Source organism: Aquabacterium sp., assembly GCF_050725395.1.
In the GTDB taxonomy this organism is placed as follows: domain Bacteria; phylum Pseudomonadota; class Gammaproteobacteria; order Burkholderiales; family Burkholderiaceae_C; genus Aquabacterium.
This window is the reverse complement of sequence record NZ_JBOHHL010000050.1, coordinates 1-19,247: the sequence shown is the minus strand read 5'-3', so window position 1 is coordinate 19,247 and position 19,247 is coordinate 1. Positions and strand designations below refer to the sequence as shown.

Below are 19,247 nucleotides of genomic sequence, written 5' to 3'. Positions count from 1 at the left end.
CGGCATGAACTTGTCACTGATCGCCCTGACCCTGCTATCGCTAGCCATCCTGGCTGGCGTGGGTTCGCGCGTGCTCGTCAAATCGGATTGACCACTTTTCAACCGTTCTGACGCCCGACACACCCTTCCAGCCAGCTTCCGAGCTGGCTTTTTCGTTTCTGAATGGCGTTTTTTTCATGAACTCATCGACCTTCCTCTTCCTGTCCCTGCGACTAAGCACCGGTGGCCCGACCACGATGCCGTGGCCGTCGGTCTGCCTGCATGCCTTGGCCACGCCCGCATCACCACCCAGACACCGAAGAAAGACCGCGCCATGTCCATGTTGAAAAACCCCTCCCAGAAGTACCGCCCCGCCCCCACCGTCGACTTGCCGGACCGCACCTGGCCGCAGCAACGCCTGACAAAGCCCCCTGCATGGATGAGCACCGACCTGCGCGATGGCAACCAGGCCTTGTTCGAGCCCATGGATGGCGCCACCAAATTGCGCCTTTTCAAGACCCTGGTCCAGATCGGTTTCAAGGAAATCGAAGTCGCTTTTCCGGCCGCCTCGCAAACCGACTTCGACCTGGTGCGCACCTTGATCGACGATGGCCACATCCCCGACGACGTCACCATCGAGGTCATCACCCAGGCCCGCGAAGACCTGATCCGCCGCACTTTCGAAGCGCTCAAGGGCGCACCGCGCGCCATCGTCCACCTCTACAACGCGACGGCCCCGGCTTGGCGCCAATGGGTCTTCAACATGAGCCAGACCGAGGTGCGCCAACTGGCGGTGAACAGCGCCCGCCTGATCAAGCAGTTGGCCGACGAGCACCCCGACACGCAATGGACCTTGCAGTACAGCCCCGAAACCTTCAGCACGACCGAACTGGACTTCGCCCTGGAGGTCTGCAACGCGGTCACCGAGGTGTGGCAGCCGACGCCCCAGTGCCCCGCCATCATCAACTTGCCGGCCACGGTCGAAGCGGCCACGCCCAATGTCTACGCCGATCAGATCGAATGGATGCACCGCCATTTGGCCAAGCGTGATTCGATCGTGCTCAGCGTGCACCCGCACAACGACCGCGGCACCGCCGTGGCCGCGGCCGAGTTGGCCTTGATGGCCGGCGCACAGCGGGTTGAAGGCTGCTTGTTCGGCAATGGCGAGCGCACCGGCAATGTGGACTTGGTGACCTTGGCGCTCAACCTCTACAGCCAGGGCGTGAACCCGGAACTCGATTTTTCGAATTTGCAGGCCGTGGCCCGCGAGGTCGAGCAATGCATCTCGCTGCCGGTGCACCCACGCCATCCCTATGCGGGCGACCTGGTGTTCACCGCCTTCTCGGGCTCGCACCAGGACGCGATCCGCAAGGGCATGGCGGCCCAAGCGGGCCAGGCTGTCTGGGCCGTGCCTTATTTGCCCATCGATCCGGCCGATGTCGGCGGCAACTACGAGGCGGTGGTGCGGGTCAACAGCCAGTCGGGCAAAGGCGGGATCACCTATTTGCTGGAGTCGGGCTATGGTTTGGTCTTGCCACGCCGTGCACAGATCGAGTTCAGCAGCGTGGTGCAGCGCGTGGCCGACGAGACCGGCCGTGAAATGACGGCCGGCATCTTGTGGGATTTGTTCCGCGCCGAATACTTGGAGCGCACCGCCCCGTTCGAATTGATCGGCCAGCAGATCGAAGAACATGAAGGCATCACCCGCGTGAGCCTGTCGATGAAGGTGCATGGGCAGGCTCGGCAGGTGGTCGGCCAGGGCAATGGCCCGCTGGACGCGGCTTGGCACGCCTTGCAATCATGCGACTTGCCGCCGGGCGTGCAATTGCAAGGTTATGAAGAGCATGCCACCGGGCAAGGCTCCGACGCCTCGGCCCTGGCCTGGGTTGAATTGGGCGGCCCCGGCGTGGCAGGCAGCGTGCATGGGGCGGGCTGGCATCCCAATTTGGTCACCGCGTCCTTGCACGCCCTGGTGCAGGCGGTCAACCGGCTGCACCGGGCTTGAGACGTAAGATCGGCGGATGACTGAAACGACTCCTGTGAAAGAAGCCCGCCTGTGGTCCGACAACGGCTGGACTGCCCGCGTCATCAAGAACAACGATGACGACGGGTGGGCCGTCGAGATGTTGAAGGACGGCGAACCCGAACCCGCGCTGGTCGGCCCCTGGACCATGGGGCGGGACAAGAAAAATCCCAAGCCGCTGGACACGGCGGCCTTCAACACCCTGGTCAAGACCGCCTCCGAGGTCATCCGCCGCCACGAGCAGCAGTTGCACGCAACCTTGCACAAGGAAGTGGTGGTCAATGTGTCGGGCGAAACCTGGCGCGTGACGCTGGACATCGTGGCCGACGAGTACGAGCCGCATGCTTTGCTGGCCGCCCACGACTCGGCCGGCGAGGAAGTGGCCCAGGTGCGTGTGAAGGCGGATTTCAAGCTGAACGCGGCCCGCGCCACGGCCTGGGTCGAAGACGATTTCAAAAAACCCGGCTGACCTCATTTTTCTCAACACGGCGGTTTGAAGCTGCGGTACGATACTGTACAAATAAACAGTATTTATACCGCTCATGTCGCTTGCCCACATTTCTCCGGTCCTGCCCGACCACATCGCCCAGACGGTGTGGCGTGGCGATGCCTTGGGTGGGCAGCGCGCACCGGTCCTGTCGTCGGGCCACACGGCGCTGGACGCCGAACTGCCGGGCGGTGGCTGGCCGTGCCAGGCCCTGACCGAGGTGCTGCAAGCCCCGGGCGTGCACGCGGAGTGGCGTTTGCTGTCGCCGGGGCTGGCGCAGTTGGTGGCGCAAGGTGGCACCGTGTTGCTGGTCAACCCGCCCCATGGCCCGCACCTGCCATCGCTGCGTCGTGAAGGTCTGCGAGAAGACCGCCTGGTCTGGATCGAGACCCTCACTCCCCTTGATGCCCTGTGGGCCACTGAGCAGGCCTTGAAAGCCCGCAGCGTCAGCGCAGTCCTGGCCTGGTTGCCGCAGGTGCGGTCCGACCAACTTCGGCGCTTGCAGGCCTGTGCCATGCAGCACCCTGCCCTGGCTTTCGTGTTCAGGCGCCTGGCCGCGCGCACCGAGGCCTCGGCCGCACCGCTGCGGCTTGAAGTCAGCGTGAGCGGGCACCCGCCCAAGCTTCCGCCGCCTTTGCGGGTGAACATCCTGAAACGACGCGGCCCCCTGCTGGACCGGATCGTCGAGGTGCCGCATTGGCCCACCGGGCTGGCACCGCTGGTTCAGCGGGCCATGCCGATGCAGGGCTGCGCCCCGTGGTGATGCCTCATGCTGCTCTGGATCGCCCTGTTGCCAGGAGAGGCCCCATCGTCTTCATCAGACGGTGAAGCCGACTCGCCACTGCCCGCCGAAGACCAGTCCCTGGATGCCTTGGCGCTTGCCTGGTGGGCCTTGCAGTTCACGCCCCGCGTGGCCTTGCTGGACGAAGGCGTGGTCATGGAAGTGCAGGCCAGCCAACGCTTGTTCGGCGGCTCGCAAAACCTGAAACGCCAGGTGGTGCAAGGCGCCGCCAGCCTGGGTTGGACGCGCTGGGCCTGTGGCCCCACCGCCCTGGCCACCCTGGCCCGGGCCCGCCATGGCCGCACCCGAAGCGGCAACCGCTTGGACCAACTGCCGTTGTCCACCATCAGCGCGGTGCAGGCCCACGCGGCCACCTTGTCCAGGCTGGGTTGCCAAACCCTGGGCGATGTCCGCCGCTTGCCTCGGCATGGCATGAGCCGTCGTTTCGGTGCCGCCTTGCTGCTGGCGCTGGACCAGGCCCAGGGCCTCAAGCCCGAAGCTTTCGAGTGGGTGCAATTGCCACCCCGCTTCGATGCCCGGCTGGAACTGCCCGGACGGGTGGACAACGCGGCCTCGCTGGTGTTTGCCGCCAGGCGCCTGTTGCAGCAGTTGTGCGCGTGGCTGGCGGGCCTCCACAGCGGAGTGCGGACCCTCACCTTGCGCTGGCAGCTCGATTACCACCGCCGCGACGCAGCTCGGCAAGGTGAACTGGTGATGCGACTGTCCGAGGCGTCGCGCAACCTCGATCGCCTGCACCGTCTGCTGGCCGAGCACCTGAGCCGCACCAGCCTGGGCGGCCCAGTCGGCGACCTGAGCCTGCACGTCGACGAAGTCGAAGCCCTCACCATCGACAGCGATTGCCTTTTCCAGGAGCACAACACCTTGAGCCTGGGGACGGGGCCAGACGCGCTGGCATCGCCCGCGGCTCAACGCCAGCAACGCGAGGCCCTGTCCACGCTGCTTGACCGGCTCTCGGCTCGGCTGGGCAAGGACCACGTCAAGCAGGCGGTGGTGCAAGCCGACCACCGAATCGAGCACACCCAACGCTGGGTGCCCGCCGTGGACCAGTTGCCCGGGGCCACGGGGGCGCCCGCCGCTTCCGCTTCAAGCCAGGCCACGGCAGACCATCCGCAACCCGCTTGGCTGCTGGCCGAACCGCAAGCCCTGAACCTTCACCCCCTGCAGTTGCTGGCCGGCCCGCACCGGGTCGAGTCCGGCTGGTGGGATGGGCAAAGCGTGGCCCGCGACTACTACCTGGCGCACAACGACCAAGCCGGGCTCTTGTGGGTCTTCCGTGAGCGGCACGTGCAGGAAAACCAATCCAGCCCCCTGTTCCTGCACGGCATTTTTTCATGACAACCACCTGGTCCGTGGATCTGCCGGCTTACGCCGAGCTGCACTGCGTGTCCAATTTCAGCTTCCTGCGGGGCGCCTCCCACCCTGGCGAGTTGGTCGACCGCGCACTGGCCCTGGGCTACACAGGCCTGGCCCTGACCGATGAATGCTCGGTGGCCGGTGTGGTGCGCGCGCACCTGGCCTTGCGCGAAGCGCGCCAGGAAGCCAAAGAACAAGGTGAGGCGTTTCCCGATTTCAAACTGATCATCGGCAGCGAATTCACCGTGCAGGCCGAGCCTGATTTCAAGCTGGTGGTGCTGGCCTGCAAACGCGAAGGCTACGCCCGCGTCTGCGAATTGATCACCCGGCTGCGCTGCGCCACGCCCGGCAAGGACATCGGCCCGCTCACGCTGCAAGACCTGGCATCCTTCAGCCTGGAAGACTGCCTGGTGCTGATGCTGCCCCACCGCAGCACGCCCCTGCCGCAGTTGAGGCAGCACGCTCAATGGCTGCAAGGACACTTCACAGGCCGATGCTGGATCGCGGTCGAACTGCTCAACGCGCTGGACGATGCCTGGTGGCTGAAACGCCTGCGCAGCGTGGGCCAGCAAAGCGGCGTGCCCCTGCTGGCCAGCGGCGATGTGCACATGCATGTGCGGTCCCGCAAGCCGCTGCAGGATGTGCTGACCGCCACGCGACTGGGCAAGCCCCTGCCCGACTGCGGCCTGCAACTGCAAAGCCATGGCGAACAGCATTTGCGCAGCCGACTGAGGCTGGCGCAACGTTACCCGGCCGATCTGCTGGCCGCCACGCAAGATGTGGTCAAAGAATGCAGCTTCAGCCTGGACGAACTGAGCTACGAGTACCCCGAGGAAATCGTTCCAGATGGAGAAGATCCTGCCACCTACCTGCGCCGCCTGACTCAGGAGGGAGCACAAGGCCGCTTTCGCCAGGGTATTCCGCGCAAGGTGCAAGAGCAGATCGACAAGGAATTGGCGCTGATCAGCGAGCTCCATTTCGAAAAATACTTCCTCACCGTCCACGACATCGTGCGGTTCGCCCGCAGCCAGAACATCCTGTGCCAGGGCCGCGGCAGCGCGGCCAACTCCACCGTTTGCTATTGCCTGGGCATCACCGAGATCGACCCCGAGCGCAACACCGTCCTGTTCGAACGCTTTATCTCGCGCGAGCGCAACGAGCCGCCCGACATCGACGTGGATTTCGAGCACCAGCGCCGCGAGGAAGTCATCCAGTACCTGTATGACAAATATGGCCGACACCGCACGGCCCTCACGGCCACGGTCATCACCTACCGCACTCGAAGCGCCCTGCGCGACGTGGGCAAGGCGCTGGGCCTGCCCACGGAGGTGATCGAATGTGCCGCCGAGAACCACCAATGGTGGGACGGCCAAGGGCTGGATCCCGAGCGCCTGTTGCAACTGGGCCTGGACCCGAATGAACGACGCATCCTGCAATGGCAGGAGTTGACCTGCATCCTGATCGGCTTTCCCCGGCACCTCAGCCAGCACACAGGGGGTTTCGTGATCGCCAAGGATGCGCTGTCCCGCATGGTCCCGGTCGAGAACGCGACCATGCCCAAACGTTCGGTCATCCAGTGGGACAAGGATGACCTGGACGCCCTGCGCATGCTCAAAGTCGATGTGCTGGCGCTGGGCATGCTGTCGGCCATCCGCCGGGCGCTGGATTTCATCGGCGTGCGGCAAGGCCGGGTCTTCACCATGCAGGACATCCCCGACAAGGATGAAGCCACCTTCGACATGATCTGCCAAGCCGACACCATCGGCGTGTTCCAGATCGAGAGCCGCGCGCAGATGAACATGCTGCCGCAACTGAAACCCCGCACGTTCTATGACCTGGTGGTGGAGGTTGCACTGGTCAGGCCGGGCCCCATCCAGGGTGGCATGGTCAATCCTTATTTGGAGCGCAGAAAAGAGCGCCCCAAAAAGTACGAATGCTTTCCTGAGCTGGAAGAGGCGCTGGGCCGCACGCTGGGCATCCCCATCTTCCAAGAGCAAGTCATGCAGGTTGTCATGATCGCGGCCAAGTTTTCCGCAGGTGAGGCTGATGAGTTACGCCGATCAATGGCCTCGTGGAAGCGCCACGGCAGCGTCAACAAGTTCCAGGAAAAAATCAAGAAGGGCATGGAGGCCAACAACTACCCTCCCGAATTCGCCGACCGCATCTACCAGCAGATCCAAGGCTTCGGCGCCTACGGTTTCCCCGAGTCGCACTCGGCCAGCTTCGCCCTGCTGGTCTACATCAGCGCCTGGATCAAGTGCCATGAACCCGCCATCTTCCTGGCCGCCTTGCTCAATGCGCAGCCGCTGGGCTTCTACTCGCCCAGCCAACTGGTGCAGGACGCCACCCGCCATGGCGTGACCGTTTTGCAGCCCGATGTGGTTCACAGCGAATTGGCGTGCACCTTGGTCGACCTCACCGACCTGAGCCGCCAGCCCTCGGTGCGCCTTGGCCTGTCGATGATCAGTGGCCTGTCATCGGATGCCGCCCAACGCATCGTCGAAGCCCGGCAAACAGGCCCATTCAAGAACGTTGAAGAGCTGTCGCGCCGTGCCAGGCTCGACCAGTCCGACATGCGCCACCTGGCTGCCGCCGATGCGCTCATCAGCCTGGCCGGCCACCGCCGCCAGCAGGTCTGGGAGGCTTCCGCCCTGCACCGGGCGCCAGTCTTGCTGCGAGAGGCCCCGGTCCATGAAGACCTGCTCACCCTGCCCTGCGCCCCCGAGGGCGAAGAAATCGTCTTTGACTACGCCTCGCTGGGACTCACCCTGCGCCGGCACCCGTTGGCCTTGTTGCGCACCAGGCTCGATCAGCAAGGCCTGCTGTCGGCCCAGGCGCTGCGCGACCTGCCCCACGGCGCGCGCACCCGCGCCTGCGGCATCGTCACCGTCCGGCAGCAGCCTCCCACGGCCGGTGGCGTGGTCTTCGTCACCCTGGAAGACGAAACCGGCACCGTCAACGTCGTGGTCTGGAAGCGGTTGAGGGACCGTCAACGCCAGGAACTGCTGCACTCACGCCTGCTGGCCGTTCATGGGGTGTGGCAATGCGAAGGGGATGTGCGTCACCTCATCGCCCACCACCTGCGCAACCTCACGCCCCTGCTGGGCAGGCTGGCCACCGAAAGCCGGGATTTCCATTGACCTGAAGATCACTCCCCCAGTTTTTCATAGACATCGGCGAAAGACTCGCCATTCCAGACGTACAGCAGGTGCGCGGCATGCACGCACTGGCTGGCGCCCTTGGGCTTGAAAAGTCCAACGCATTCACCACCCGGCTGACGAACACTTCGGTACACCACCCCAGCCGAACCCTTCTGGCGCAGGTCCTTGCCCAGCGCTTGGGAAGCGGCATAGCTGCTGGCCGCGTGAACGCCCCGCCCTTCAGGGTCGAGCGGACGCAGATCATGCAATTGCGCGCTCACCCGCACGGCATACAGGCGCATCGGCAATGGCATGGGGGGCTGTTTGGTGGCGGCCAGGAAACGCGCATGGTGGTACTGGGTCTCCGCCACGGCGGTGTCCTTGTCGTGCGCGGCGTAGAACACACCATAGCTGCCATCCGAAAAACGGCTGCCTTCGGGGTTCAGGTGCGTGAACGCGGCCATGACGGGCCCCGATCCTGGTCCGACCGTGCGGTCCTGGGGCGGGACCAGTTCGATCTGGCCGACTTCATCGCGGATGCGCTCGTTGGTGAGCGACTCCAGTGCGTACAAGGCATCGAAGTCGTCCGCCTCGGCCACCCGGTCGAACAAGTAGACCGTGGGATAGCGCGTGGGCACGATGCGATAGGCCGGCTGCCAGCGCACGCGCCGGACTTCGGGCGCCGCCTCGGTCATGCCCAGCCGCCGCCGCGGACCGAGTCCAGGTAGCGCCGCACCAGGTTCAGGTCGCTGACATTGCCCGCCAGCATGCGGTCCAGCGCCGAGCGGCCACCGAACAACTCGGCTGTGTTGGGCTGCCGCACCCAGGCATCCGCCGCCTGCGGGTCGGGCAGCAGGATCTGAAGGGATTTATAGATGCCCAGGAGGTTGGACAAGCGCTCCAGCGTGTCGCGGGGCACGCGGGCCACCTCGGGTGATTTTCGCCAGGCGAAGAAAGTGGAACGTGCCGGCTCGCCCAACAGCCGCAGTTGTTCATCGGTGTTCAGGCCCCAGGCCTCGGCGATGCGGGCAAATGCCCGCAAGCCGGCAGCGCTCATCTGCTGGGCAGAAGGCGCTGGCGGCGTGGCGGTTTCAGCGGAACGATGCAGTGCAGCACTCATGGCTCAATTCTAGACAATTGAAATTCAAAAGTCCAGATTCGAACCAAGCGTGCTGATTCAGGCGTTTTTCAGCTTGCCCCGGGCTGGCACCACGGTGGTGACGGTGGGCGACACCGCGCCAGGCGACAGCGGCTTGGCAGGCGTCTTGTCCTGCTTGGGTTTCTTGGCTTCCTTGCCACTGCGTTGCTGACCTTTGGCCATGTTGGACTCCTCGGTGATGGACCCCTGGGGGGCAAGCCGCCATGGTAGCGGCCCTTTTCACGAATCAGGCCGAAGGCCGACGGGATGGCATCAAATCAGTGCAAGTGCCATGGGCGGCTTCGGCCGCCAGTCCGATGCTTTCGCCCAAGGTGGGGTGGGGATGGATGGTCTTGCCGATGTCGACCTCGTCCGCGCCCATCTCGATGGCCAGGGCCACTTCACTGATCAGGTCGCCGGCGTTGGTGCCCACGATGCCGCCGCCCAGGATCAGGTGGGTTTCGGCATCGAACAGCAATTTGGTGAAGCCTTCGGCTCGGTCGTTGGTCAAGGCCCGCCCGGACGCGGCCCAGGGGAACAACCCCTTCTTGATCGCCTTGCCTTGCGCCTTGGCCTGGTCTTCGGTCAGCCCCACCCAGGCGATCTCGGGATCGGTGTAGGCCACGCTGGGGATGACGCGCGCGTCGAAGGCCGAGCGGGACAAAGCCATGTTGTTTTTCAATTCGCCGGCGGCCACCTCGGCGGCCACATGCCCCTCGTGCGTGGCCTTGTGCGCCAACATGGGCTGACCCACGATGTCACCGATCGCGAAGATGTGCGGCACATTGGTGCGTTGCTGAAGGTCGACTGGGATGAAGCCCCGCTCATTGACGGTGACGCCCGCCAGATCGGCGCCAATCTTGCGGCCATTGGGGCTGCGTCCCACCGCCTGAAGAACCAGGTCGTAAGTTTCAGCCGCGGGCGCCTCGGCACCGGGCTTGGCCGATTCGAAGCTCACGCGGATGCCATCGGCCGTGGCCTCGGCCGCCACCGTCTTGGTGCCCAGCATGAGGCGGCCGAAGCGTTTGGTGTTGTGCTTTTCCCAGACCTTGACCAGGTCGCGGTCGGCGCCAGGCATCAGGGTGTCGCTCATCTCGACCACGTCGATGGTGGCGCCCAAGGTCGAATAGACCGTGCCCATTTCCAGGCCGATGATGCCGCCGCCGATCACCAGCATCTTGCGGGGCACGGATGGCAGGGTCAAGGCGCCGGTCGAGTCCACCACGCGCGCATCATCCGGCATGAAGGGCAGGCGCACAGACTGAGATCCGGCCGCGATGATGCAGCGCTTGAAGCTGAGTGTTTTCGTTTCGCCAGATTTGGCTTGCCCGGCGCCCGTGGTCAACTCAACCTGGATGTGGCGGTCGTCCATGAAGCTGCCATACCCGCGCACGACCGTGACCTTGCGCGCCTTGGCCATGCCGACCAGTCCTGTGGTCAGCTTGCCGGTGACCTTGGACTTGTGGGCGCGCAGTTTGTCGAGGTCCAATTGGGGCTGGCCAAAGCTGACGCCCAGCGCATCGAAATGCTTGACCTCTTCCATGACGGCCGCCACGTGCAGCAAAGCCTTGGAAGGAATGCAGCCCACGTTCAGGCACACGCCACCGAGTTCGGCATAGCGTTCGACCAGGATGACTTTCAGGCCCAGGTCGGCCGCGCGGAAAGCCGCGCTGTAGCCGCCCGGGCCGCCGCCCAGCACCAGCACATCGCAATCGGCGCTGTCAGGCTCCTGGTTGGCGCCCTTGTGGGCGGGGCCGGGCTGAGGCGGCGACGCTGTCGGTGGTTGAGCCGCCATTGACGATGCGGCGGAGGTCGGTGCTGCGTCAGAAGCAGTGACAGGCGCGGCGGAAGGCGCGGTTGTTGGCGCCACGGCCGCATCCTGCCCAGCCGCGTCCAGCGTCAGGATCACCGCGCCCTGACCGATCCGATCACCCAGCTTCACCTTGATCTCGCCCACCACCCCCGCCTGCGGCGATGGCACTTCCATGGAGGCCTTGTCGGACTCCAGCGTGATCAGGCTCTGTTCGGCCTTGACGGTGTCACCCGCCTTGACCAGGATTTCAATGACCGCCGCATCGGCGATGTCGCCGATGTCGGGCACGGGGATGTCGATCAAGGCCATGGTGTCAATTTAAAAATCAAAGAAGTGCGCGGCGGAAATCGGCCAGCAAGGTGGCCAGGAAGGCGTTGAAGCGGGCGGCGGAGGCACCATCGATCACGCGGTGGTCATAGCTCAAGCTGAGCGGGATGATCAGGCGCGGGTCGAACGATTCGCCGTTCCACACCGGCTTCATGGCGGCCCTGCACACCCCCAGGATGGCCACCTCGGGCGCATTGATGATGGGCGTGAAGGTCGTGCCCCCGAAGCCGCCCAACGACGAGATCGAGAAGGTGCCGCCCTGCATGTCGGCCGGCGAGAGCTTGCCTTCGCGCGCCTTCGCCGCCAGCGCAGCGGTTTCAGCGGCCAACTGCGACAGTCCCTTGGTGTCGGCGTCGCGGATCACGGGCACCACCAGGCCATTGGGCGTGTCGGCGGCAAAGCCGATGTGCACGTACTGCTTGAGCACCAGGTCATCGCCGTCCAGCGAGGCATTGAACTGCGGAAACTTCTTGAGCGCCACCGCGCAGGCCTTGATCAAGAAGGCCAGCATCGTGAACTTCGGGCCCGTCTTGGCGTGCTCTTCATTGAGCTTGACGCGCAAGGCTTCCAGCTCGGTGATGTCGGCCTCTTCGTTGTTGGTGACGTGGGGAATGCGCACCCAGTTGCGGTGCAGGTTCGCGCCCGAAATCTTCTTGATGCGCGACAGCGGCTGGCGCTCGATGGGGCCGTATTTGGCGAAGTCCACCTTGGGCCAGGGCAGAAGGCTGAGTCCTTCTCCATCGGATGGCGCCCCCGGCGCTGCCGAAGCGGGGGCCGAACCTTGGGCCAGCGCGGACTTGACGAAGGCCTGCACATCCGCCTGCGTGATGCGCCCTTTGGGGCCGGAGCCTTTCACCTTGCCCAACGCCACGCCCAACTCGCGCGCGAAACGGCGCACCGAGGGTGAAGCGTGCGGCAGTTGGCCATCCTGGGCGGGTGGTTCGACCGGCGGCAAGGCGGCCGTGGGTGGAACGCGTGAACCACCTCCAGCATCCCCAGCCGCAGCGGCCGGCATGGGCGGCGATGCCTTGACGGGCTCGGCCAACTCGGCAGCCTGCACGGGTGCTTTCACGACTTGGGCCGATTCGGGCTCGGCCGCGCCTGGTGCCGAAGATGGCGCCGTGGTGCCCGCCTCGGCCGACTCCAGCACGGCGATCAAAGCGCCCTCGCTGACCTTGTCGCCCAGTTTGACCTTGACCTCCTTGACCACGCCACCCTGCGCCGCCGGCACCTCCATCGAGGCCTTGTCCGACTCCAAAGTGATCAGGCTTTGCTCGGCCTTGACCGTGTCGCCCACCTTGAACAGGATTTCAATGATGGCCGCATCAGCCGTGTCGCCGATGTCGGGAACTTTCAGTTCGATGAGTGCCATTCAGTGCTGCCTCACATGCATCAAGCGTAGAGCGGGTTGATCTTGTCGGCGTCGATCTTGTAGCGCGCGATGGCCTCGGCCACCTTCGCCACGGGCACGCTGCCCTCCTCCGACAGGGCCTTGAGCGCGGCCACCACGATGTAGTGGCGGTTCACCTCGAAGTGCTCGCGCAGGCGGTAGCGGAAGTCGCTGCGGCCAAAGCCATCGGTGCCCAATACCTTGTAAGTGCGGCCCTTGGGGATGTGGGCACGGATCTGCTCGGCGAAGGCCTTGACGTAGTCGGTCGAGGCAATGACCGGGCCGGCGTGCGGCGACAGTTGCTGCGCCACGAAGGACACGCGCGGCGTCTCGGTCGGGTGCAGCAGGTTCCAGCGTTCGGTGTCCTGGCCATCGCGGGCCAGTTCGTTGAAGCTCGGGCAGCTCCAGACATTGGCGGCCACGCCCCAGTCGGCTTCCAGCAGCGCACGCGCCGCCACCGATTCGCGCAGGATCGAGCCCGAGCCCAGCAGGTTCACGCGCGGCGTCTTCTTGGCGCCTTCCTGCAGCAGGTACATGCCCTTGATGATCTCGGCCTCGGTGCCTTCGCGCAGACCGGGCTGGGCGTAGTTTTCGTTCAGCAGGGTCAGGTAGTAGAAAACGTTTTCTTGTTGCTCGACCATGCGCTTCAAGCCATGCTGCACGATCACCGCCACTTCATGTGCGAAGGTCGGGTCGTAGCTGACGCAGTTCGGGATGGTCGAGGCCACCAGTTGGCTGTGGCCGTCTTCGTGCTGCAGGCCTTCGCCATTCAGCGTCGTGCGGCCCGAGGTGCCGCCCAGCAGGAAGCCGCGCGCCTGCATGTCGCCCGCGGCCCAGGCCAAGTCGCCCACGCGCTGCAGCCCGAACATCGAGTAGTACACGTAGAACGGGATCATGATCCGGTTGTTGGTGGAGTACGACGTGGCCGCCGCGATCCACGAACTCATGCCCCCCGCTTCGTTGATGCCCTCTTGCAGGATCTGGCCGGATTTGTCTTCACGGTAATAGCTCACCTGGTCGCGGTCGACCGGGGTGTACTTCTGGCCTTCCGGCGCATAGATGCCGATCTGCCGGAACAGGCCTTCCATGCCGAAGGTGCGGGCTTCGTCCACCAGGATGGGCACCACGCGCGGTCCCAGCTGGGCATCGCGCAGCAAGGGTGTCAGGCAGCGCACGAAGGCCTGCGTGGTCGAAACCTCGCGTCCCTCGGCAGTGGCGTCCAGCACGGTCTTGAAGGCCGACAGCTCGGGCACCATCAACTGCTCGTCGGCCTTGACGCGGCGCTGAGGCAGGTAGCCGCCCAGGGCTTTGCGACGGGCATGCAGGTATTCCATTTCCGGCGTGTGTTCGGCCGGCTTGTAGAACGGGATCTTGGGCAGGTCCTCGTCGGTGATGGGGATGTTGAAGCGGTCGCGGAAGGTCTTGATGTCCAACTCGGTCAGCTTCTTGGTCTGGTGCGCGGTGTTCTTGCCTTCACCACTCTTGCCCATGCCAAAACCCTTGACGGTCTTGATCAGCAACACGGTGGGCTGGCCGGTGTGGTTCACGGCGGCGTGGTAGGCGGCATACACTTTTTGCGGATCGTGGCCGCCACGGTTCAGGCGCCAGATGTCGTCGTCGGACATCTTGGCCACCATCTCGGCCACTTTGGGATTGCGGCCGAAGAAATGCTGCCGCACAAAGGCGCCATCGTTGGCCTTGCAGGCCTGGTAGTCGCCATCGACCATGTCCATCATGACCTTGCGCAGCAGGCCTTCCTTGTCGCGCGCCAAGAGCGGATCCCAGTAGCCGCCCCACAGCAGCTTGATCACGTTCCAGCCGGCGCCGCGGAACTCGCCTTCCAGCTCTTGCACGATCTTGCCGTTGCCACGCACCGGGCCGTCCAGGCGTTGCAAGTTGCAGTTGACGACGAAGATGAGGTTGTCGAGCTTTTCGCGCGAGGCCAGGCCGATGGCGCCCAGCGATTCGGGTTCGTCCATCTCGCCATCGCCGCAGAACACCCAGACCTTGCGGTTCGAGGTGTCGGCGATGCCACGGGCGTGCAGGTACTTCAGGAAGCGCGCCTGGTAGATGGCCATGATCGGCCCCAGCCCCATCGACACGGTGGGGAACTGCCAGAACTCGGGCATCAGCTTGGGGTGTGGGTAGCTCGACAAGCCCTTGCCACCCACCTCCTGCCGGAAGTTGATCAACTGGTCTTCGGTGATGCGCCCTTCCATGAAGGCACGGGCGTAGATGCCCGGCGCCGAGTGGCCCTGGATGTACAGCAGGTCGCCGCCATGGCCCTCGTGCTCGGCGTGCCAGAAGTGGTTGAAGCCGCAGCCCAGCATGGTCGCCAGCGAGGCGAAGGACGAGATGTGCCCACCCAGGTCACCGCCGTCTTCCGGCTCGTGGCGGTTGGCGCGCACCACCATGGCCAGGGCGTTCCAGCGCATGAAGGCGCGCAGGCGCTCTTCGATTTCCATGTTGCCCGGGAACTGGGCCTCGTCCTGCACGCCAATGGTGTTGACGTAGGCCGTGTTGGCCGAGAACGGCAGGTCGATGCCGGCTTGGCGGGCATGGCCCAGGAGTTGTTCGAGCAGGTCGTGGGCCCGGCCACGGCCTTCGGTTTCGATGACGCCGGACAGGGCATCAAGCCATTCGCGCGTCTCTTCGGGGTCCAGATCCATGGAAGCAGACGGCAGCGCATCGGCAGCAGACATAAGCTAAGTCTCCGTTGGTATGTACCAGTGTCACGAGTATCAGCTATCCCCTGAATGAACGGGGTGATTAGAGTGAATCCTTAACGCTGGAATTGAATCGGGATTGCACCCGTTCTCAAGCGGTACGTCGATTGTGGGAGACCACACGATAATCGCGGGATGTCGTCGCGCTCATCACTGTCCACCGCCAAGTCCCGCTCGCCCGGGGCGGGCAACTCCAATCGCTTCTTCTGGCAATGGTGGCGCAGGCAGTCGCCCAATCAGCAGGACCGCTACGCGACTCTGGGGCCGCTGGTCTCGGTGCTGTTGTTCCTGGCCGCCATCATCGCGGCCTTCTGGTACCTGCGCAACGAAGAACTCGAGCGCGAACAGGAGTCGGTGAAACGCGACACCGAGGTCGTACAGCAACAGATCCGCATGCGGATGATCGAAAGCCAGGAGCAGCTGCTGCGGCTGGCGCGCGAGATCAGCATCAAGGCCGTGAACTCCGAGCAGTTCATGCAGCAGGCCAGCGACTTCGTCCGGGCCCGCCCCGAGGTCATCAGCGTGGCCTGGTCGCAGGCGGATGAGACCGTCAAGGCCGCCCATTCGGCCATGAACCTGTACCTGCCGGCACCGCAGGGCCTGAACCTCGATCCCTACACCAACATGTCGGCCTACGACCCGTTGCGTGGCGTCGAGGCGCCCCAAAGCGCCTTCAAGCTGGCCAAGGAACGCAGCCAGCCGGTCTATTCCCAGCCCTACATCAATGGCCTGGCGGTGCGCGTCATCCAGATCCAGGTGCCCTTGATCGACAGCACCGGCTTCATTGGCACCCTGTCGGCCGAATACTCGCTGGAAGCGCTGATGCGGTACATGGTGCCGCGCGAGGTGGCCAGCCGCCACGCCATGAGCCTGGTCCAGGCGGCGGGCGAAGTGCTGACCAGCACGGTCAATGCGTCCACCGAGGGCTCCGCCAAGCCCACCTTCGTGCACGAAGTCATCGTCACCCCTGTGGGCAACGGATTGATCCTGCGTGGGATGGGTTTCCGCACCTCCACCAACCTGGTCGGCAACACCTTGTTCTGGATGGTCGTCGCCCTCTCGGCCTTGACCGTGTGGACGCTGGTGGGCACCCTGCGCCACATGCGCCGCCGCGCCCAGATCCAGAAAACGCTGGTGCAGGAAACCAATTTCCGCCGGGCGATGGAAAACTCCATGCTCACCGGCATGCGCACCATCGACCTCGAAGGGCGCATCACCTACGTGAACCCCGCCTTCTGCGCCATGACCGGTTTCGCGGAAGAAGAACTGATCGGCTGCGTGCCGCCCTACCCCTATTGGCCCAAGGACCGGCTGGACGAGTTCAACCGGATGTTCCAGCAGGAGCTGTTGGGCCGCAGCCCGACCGGCGGCGTCGAGGTGGTCATGCAGCGCCGCGACCTGAGCCAGTTCGACGCCCGCATGTACGTCTCGCCCTTGATCGATTCGCAGGGCAACCAGACGGGCTGGATGACCTCGGTCACCAACATCACCGAGGCCAAGCGCGTGCGCGACCAGCTCACCGCGGCGCACGAGCGCTTCACCACCGTGCTGGAAGGCCTGGACGCGGCCGTGTCCGTGGTCTCCGTGCAACGCGGCGAGTTGCTGTTCGCCAACCGCTCCTACCGGCTGTGGTTCGGTGCCAACCCCGGCGCCCACGCCGAGCTGACCGGCGGCGAATTCGACCTGGCCGACCTGGCCGATGGCGACGAGTCGGTCGACAACTTCGGCAACCTCCCCACCCAAGAGCTGACCGCCGCCGGGGTCGACGCCCGCGACATCTACATGGAATCGGCCCAGAAGTGGTTCGACGTGCGCGCCCGTTACATCCAGTGGACCGACGGCCACCTGGCGCAGATGCTGATCGCGACCGACATCACCGCCCGCCGCCAGGGCGAGGAAGCCGCCGCCCGCCAGGCCGAAAAAGCCCAGTTCACCAGCCGCTTGATCACCATGGGCGAAATGGCCTCCACCGTGGCGCACGAGCTGAACCAGCCCTTGGCCGCCATTTCCAATTACTGCAGCGGCATGGTCAGCCGCATTAAATCAGGCAGCATCGCCAACGAGGGCCTGATCGAGGCGCTGGAGAAAACCTCTCGCCAGGCCCAACGCGCCGGCCAGATCATCCACCGCATCCGCCAGTTCGTGAAACGCAGCGAGCCGCAACGCCAGCCCGCCCGGGCCCGCGACATCATCGAAGCCGTGCTCGAACTGGCCGGATTCGAGATGCGCCGCCGCCGCGTCACCCTCAATAGCACCATCGCCCAGCGCTTGCCCATGCTGATGGTCGACCCCATCCTGATCGAACAGGTGCTGCTGAACCTGCTCAAGAACGCGGCCGAGGCCATCGATTCGGCGCAAATGCCACAGTCGCGCCGCCACGTCGACCTGCGCGTTCAATTGCGAAAAACCGAAGACCAGGGCGAGGTCGTGGAATTCGTCGTCACCGACGCCGGTCCCGGCATGAAGGAAGAAATGAGCAGCCGCCTGTTCGAAGCCTTCCATTCCTCCAAGGCCGAGGGCCTGGGCATCGGCCTGAGCCTGTGCCGATCCATCATCGAGTCACACCACGGTCGCATTGGCGCCGAGAACATCTACAATGGTCCCACGGTGATGGGGTGCAAGTTCACTTTCACCCTCCCGGTCGACAGCAGTGGTGCCTCGGATTTCTCCGATTCGGTCACCCCTCCCTCCAACGACTTGCTAGCCGATAACCCATGAGTCTGATCCCCAAAAAAGGCACTGTGTATGTGGTCGATGACGACGAGGCCGTGCGCGATTCGCTGCAATGGCTGCTCGAAGGCAAGGACTACCGGGTGCGGTGCTTCGACTCGGCCGAATCCTTCCTGGCCCGGTTCGACCCCCGCGAAGTGGCCTGCCTGATCGCCGACATCCGCATGGATGGCATGAGCGGCCTGGAACTTCAAGACAAGCTCCTCGAGCGCAAATCGCCCCTCCCCATCGTGTTCATCACCGGCCACGGCGACGTGCCCATGGCCGTGAACACCATGAAAAAAGGCGCGATGGACTTCATCGAAAAGCCCTTCAAGGAAGACGCCCTGGTGGCCCTGGTCGAGCGCATGCTCGACGAAGCCCGCACCGCCTTCTCCAGCTCGCAAGAGGCCGCCAGCCGCGAAGCCCTGCTGTCGCGCCTGACCACGCGTGAAGCCCAGGTGCTGGAGCGCATCGTCGCCGGCCGCCTGAACAAGCAGATCGCCGACGACCTGGGCATCAGCATCAAGACGGTGGAAGCCCACCGCGCCAATGTGATGGAAAAGCTCAACGCCAACACCGTGGCCGACCTGCTCAAGATCGCCCTGGGCGCCAGCGGCCAGCCGGCCAACGCGCCCGCCAAACCCTGATGCAAGGCCTGCGGGAGGGTTCCACCTCCTCTCGCGCGCAACAAGGCCGCCCCCGTGCGGCCTTTTTCGTTCTTTCGCCCCATTTTTGACTGAATTTGCAGCCCGCCCCATGACCGCACAACTGATCGACGGCAATGCCCTCTCCAAGCAACTCCGCGCCGAAGTGGCCGTTCGCGCCGCCAAGCTCACCGAAAAAGGCATCACCCCGGGCCTGGCGGTGATCCTGGTCGGAGAAAACCCCGCCAGCCAGGTCTACGTGCGCAACAAGGTCAAAGCTTGCCAGGATGCCGGCCTGCATTCGGTGCTTGAAAAATACCCCGCCACCATGACCGAGGCCGAACTGCTGGCCCGTGTCGAGGCGCTGAACAACGACCCGTCCATCCACGGCATCCTGGTGCAATTGCCCCTGCCCAAGCACATCGACGACCACAAGGTCATCGAATCCATCTCACCCCTGAAAGACGTGGATGGCTTCCACGTGGCCAGCGCCGGCGCGCTGATGGTGGGCGAACCAGGCTTCAAGGCCTGCACGCCCTACGGCTGCATGAAGATGCTCGAATCCATCGGCTATGACCTGCGCGGCAAGCACGCCGTGGTCATCGGCCGCAGCAACATCGTGGGCAAGCCCATGGCCATGATGCTCTTGCAATCCAGCGCCACCGTCACCATCTGCCACAGTGCAACACCGGATCTGGCCTACCACACGCGGC

The 19,247-nt window shown here is 64.6% G+C and carries 14 protein-coding genes; 8 read left to right on the top strand and 6 right to left on the bottom strand.

The annotated features are described in order from the left end of the window. The first annotated feature begins 319 nt into the window (after positions 1-319). From leuA to ACREB4_RS19570, 5 genes are all read left to right on the top strand, one after another. Positions 320-1,984: a 2-isopropylmalate synthase gene (leuA, locus tag ACREB4_RS19590; protein ID WP_431589929.1), complete on the top strand. Its 1,665-nt coding sequence runs from the start codon at positions 320-322 to the stop codon at positions 1,982-1,984. A 16-nt stretch (positions 1,985-2,000) separates the two neighbouring features. Next, positions 2,001-2,471, top strand: coding sequence for a hypothetical protein (locus ACREB4_RS19585; RefSeq protein ID WP_431589928.1), 471 nt, complete (start codon positions 2,001-2,003; stop codon positions 2,469-2,471). Positions 2,472-2,544: 73 nt separating this feature from the next. Further along, positions 2,545-3,252, top strand: a complete 708-nt coding sequence (imuA, locus tag ACREB4_RS19580; RefSeq protein ID WP_431589927.1) for a translesion DNA synthesis-associated protein ImuA — start codon at positions 2,545-2,547, stop codon at positions 3,250-3,252. Positions 3,253-3,258: 6 nt separating this feature from the next. After that, a complete protein-coding gene (locus tag ACREB4_RS19575) occupies positions 3,259-4,626 on the top strand; it encodes a Y-family DNA polymerase (RefSeq protein WP_431589926.1) in 1,368 nt (455 codons plus the stop codon). Next, positions 4,623-7,784 carry an error-prone DNA polymerase gene (locus ACREB4_RS19570; protein ID WP_431589925.1) on the top strand — a complete coding sequence of 1,054 codons (3,162 nt, stop codon included), beginning with the start codon at positions 4,623-4,625 and terminating at the stop codon, positions 7,782-7,784. Before ACREB4_RS19575 ends, ACREB4_RS19570 begins: the two co-directional genes overlap by 4 nt. An 8-nt stretch (positions 7,785-7,792) precedes the next feature. Here the strand turns inward: ACREB4_RS19570 and ACREB4_RS19565 are convergent, their stop codons facing one another. From ACREB4_RS19565 to aceE, 6 genes are all read right to left on the bottom strand, one after another. After that, on the bottom strand, positions 7,793-8,479 hold the full coding sequence (locus tag ACREB4_RS19565) for an RES family NAD+ phosphorylase (protein ID WP_431589924.1): 687 nt from the start codon (positions 8,477-8,479) through the stop codon (positions 7,793-7,795). Continuing rightward, positions 8,476-8,904: an MbcA/ParS/Xre antitoxin family protein gene (locus tag ACREB4_RS19560; RefSeq protein WP_431589923.1), complete on the bottom strand. Its 429-nt coding sequence runs from the start codon at positions 8,902-8,904 to the stop codon at positions 8,476-8,478. Before ACREB4_RS19560 ends, ACREB4_RS19565 begins: the two co-directional genes overlap by 4 nt. 57 nt (positions 8,905-8,961) lie before the next feature. Continuing rightward, positions 8,962-9,105 (bottom strand): hypothetical protein, encoded by a 144-nt coding sequence (locus ACREB4_RS19555; RefSeq protein WP_431589922.1) that lies wholly within the window; start codon positions 9,103-9,105, stop codon positions 8,962-8,964. Positions 9,106-9,169: 64 nt separating this feature from the next. Continuing rightward, positions 9,170-11,044: a dihydrolipoyl dehydrogenase gene (gene lpdA / locus ACREB4_RS19550; protein WP_431589921.1), complete on the bottom strand. Its 1,875-nt coding sequence runs from the start codon at positions 11,042-11,044 to the stop codon at positions 9,170-9,172. 16 nt (positions 11,045-11,060) lie between these two features. After that, a complete protein-coding gene (aceF, locus tag ACREB4_RS19545) occupies positions 11,061-12,434 on the bottom strand; it encodes a dihydrolipoyllysine-residue acetyltransferase (RefSeq protein ID WP_431589920.1) in 1,374 nt (457 codons plus the stop codon). A 20-nt stretch (positions 12,435-12,454) separates the two neighbouring features. Beyond that, a complete protein-coding gene (gene aceE, locus ACREB4_RS19540) occupies positions 12,455-15,154 on the bottom strand; it encodes a pyruvate dehydrogenase (acetyl-transferring), homodimeric type (protein WP_431589919.1) in 2,700 nt (899 codons plus the stop codon). Positions 15,155-15,313: 159 nt separating this feature from the next. On the opposite strand from aceE, the gene ACREB4_RS19535 reads away from it, so the two are divergent. The 3 genes from ACREB4_RS19535 to ACREB4_RS19525 form a co-directional block, all read left to right on the top strand. After that, a complete protein-coding gene (locus tag ACREB4_RS19535) occupies positions 15,314-17,896 on the top strand; it encodes a PAS domain S-box protein (RefSeq protein ID WP_431589918.1) in 2,583 nt (860 codons plus the stop codon). After that, a complete protein-coding gene (locus ACREB4_RS19530) occupies positions 17,893-18,537 on the top strand; it encodes a response regulator transcription factor (protein ID WP_300546252.1) in 645 nt (214 codons plus the stop codon). The genes ACREB4_RS19535 and ACREB4_RS19530 overlap by 4 nt, the downstream gene beginning before the upstream one ends. 109 nt (positions 18,538-18,646) lie before the next feature. Continuing rightward, positions 18,647-19,247, top strand: a 601-nt coding sequence (locus tag ACREB4_RS19525) for a tetrahydrofolate dehydrogenase/cyclohydrolase catalytic domain-containing protein (protein ID WP_431589917.1), incomplete at its 3' end; no start/stop codon positions are given.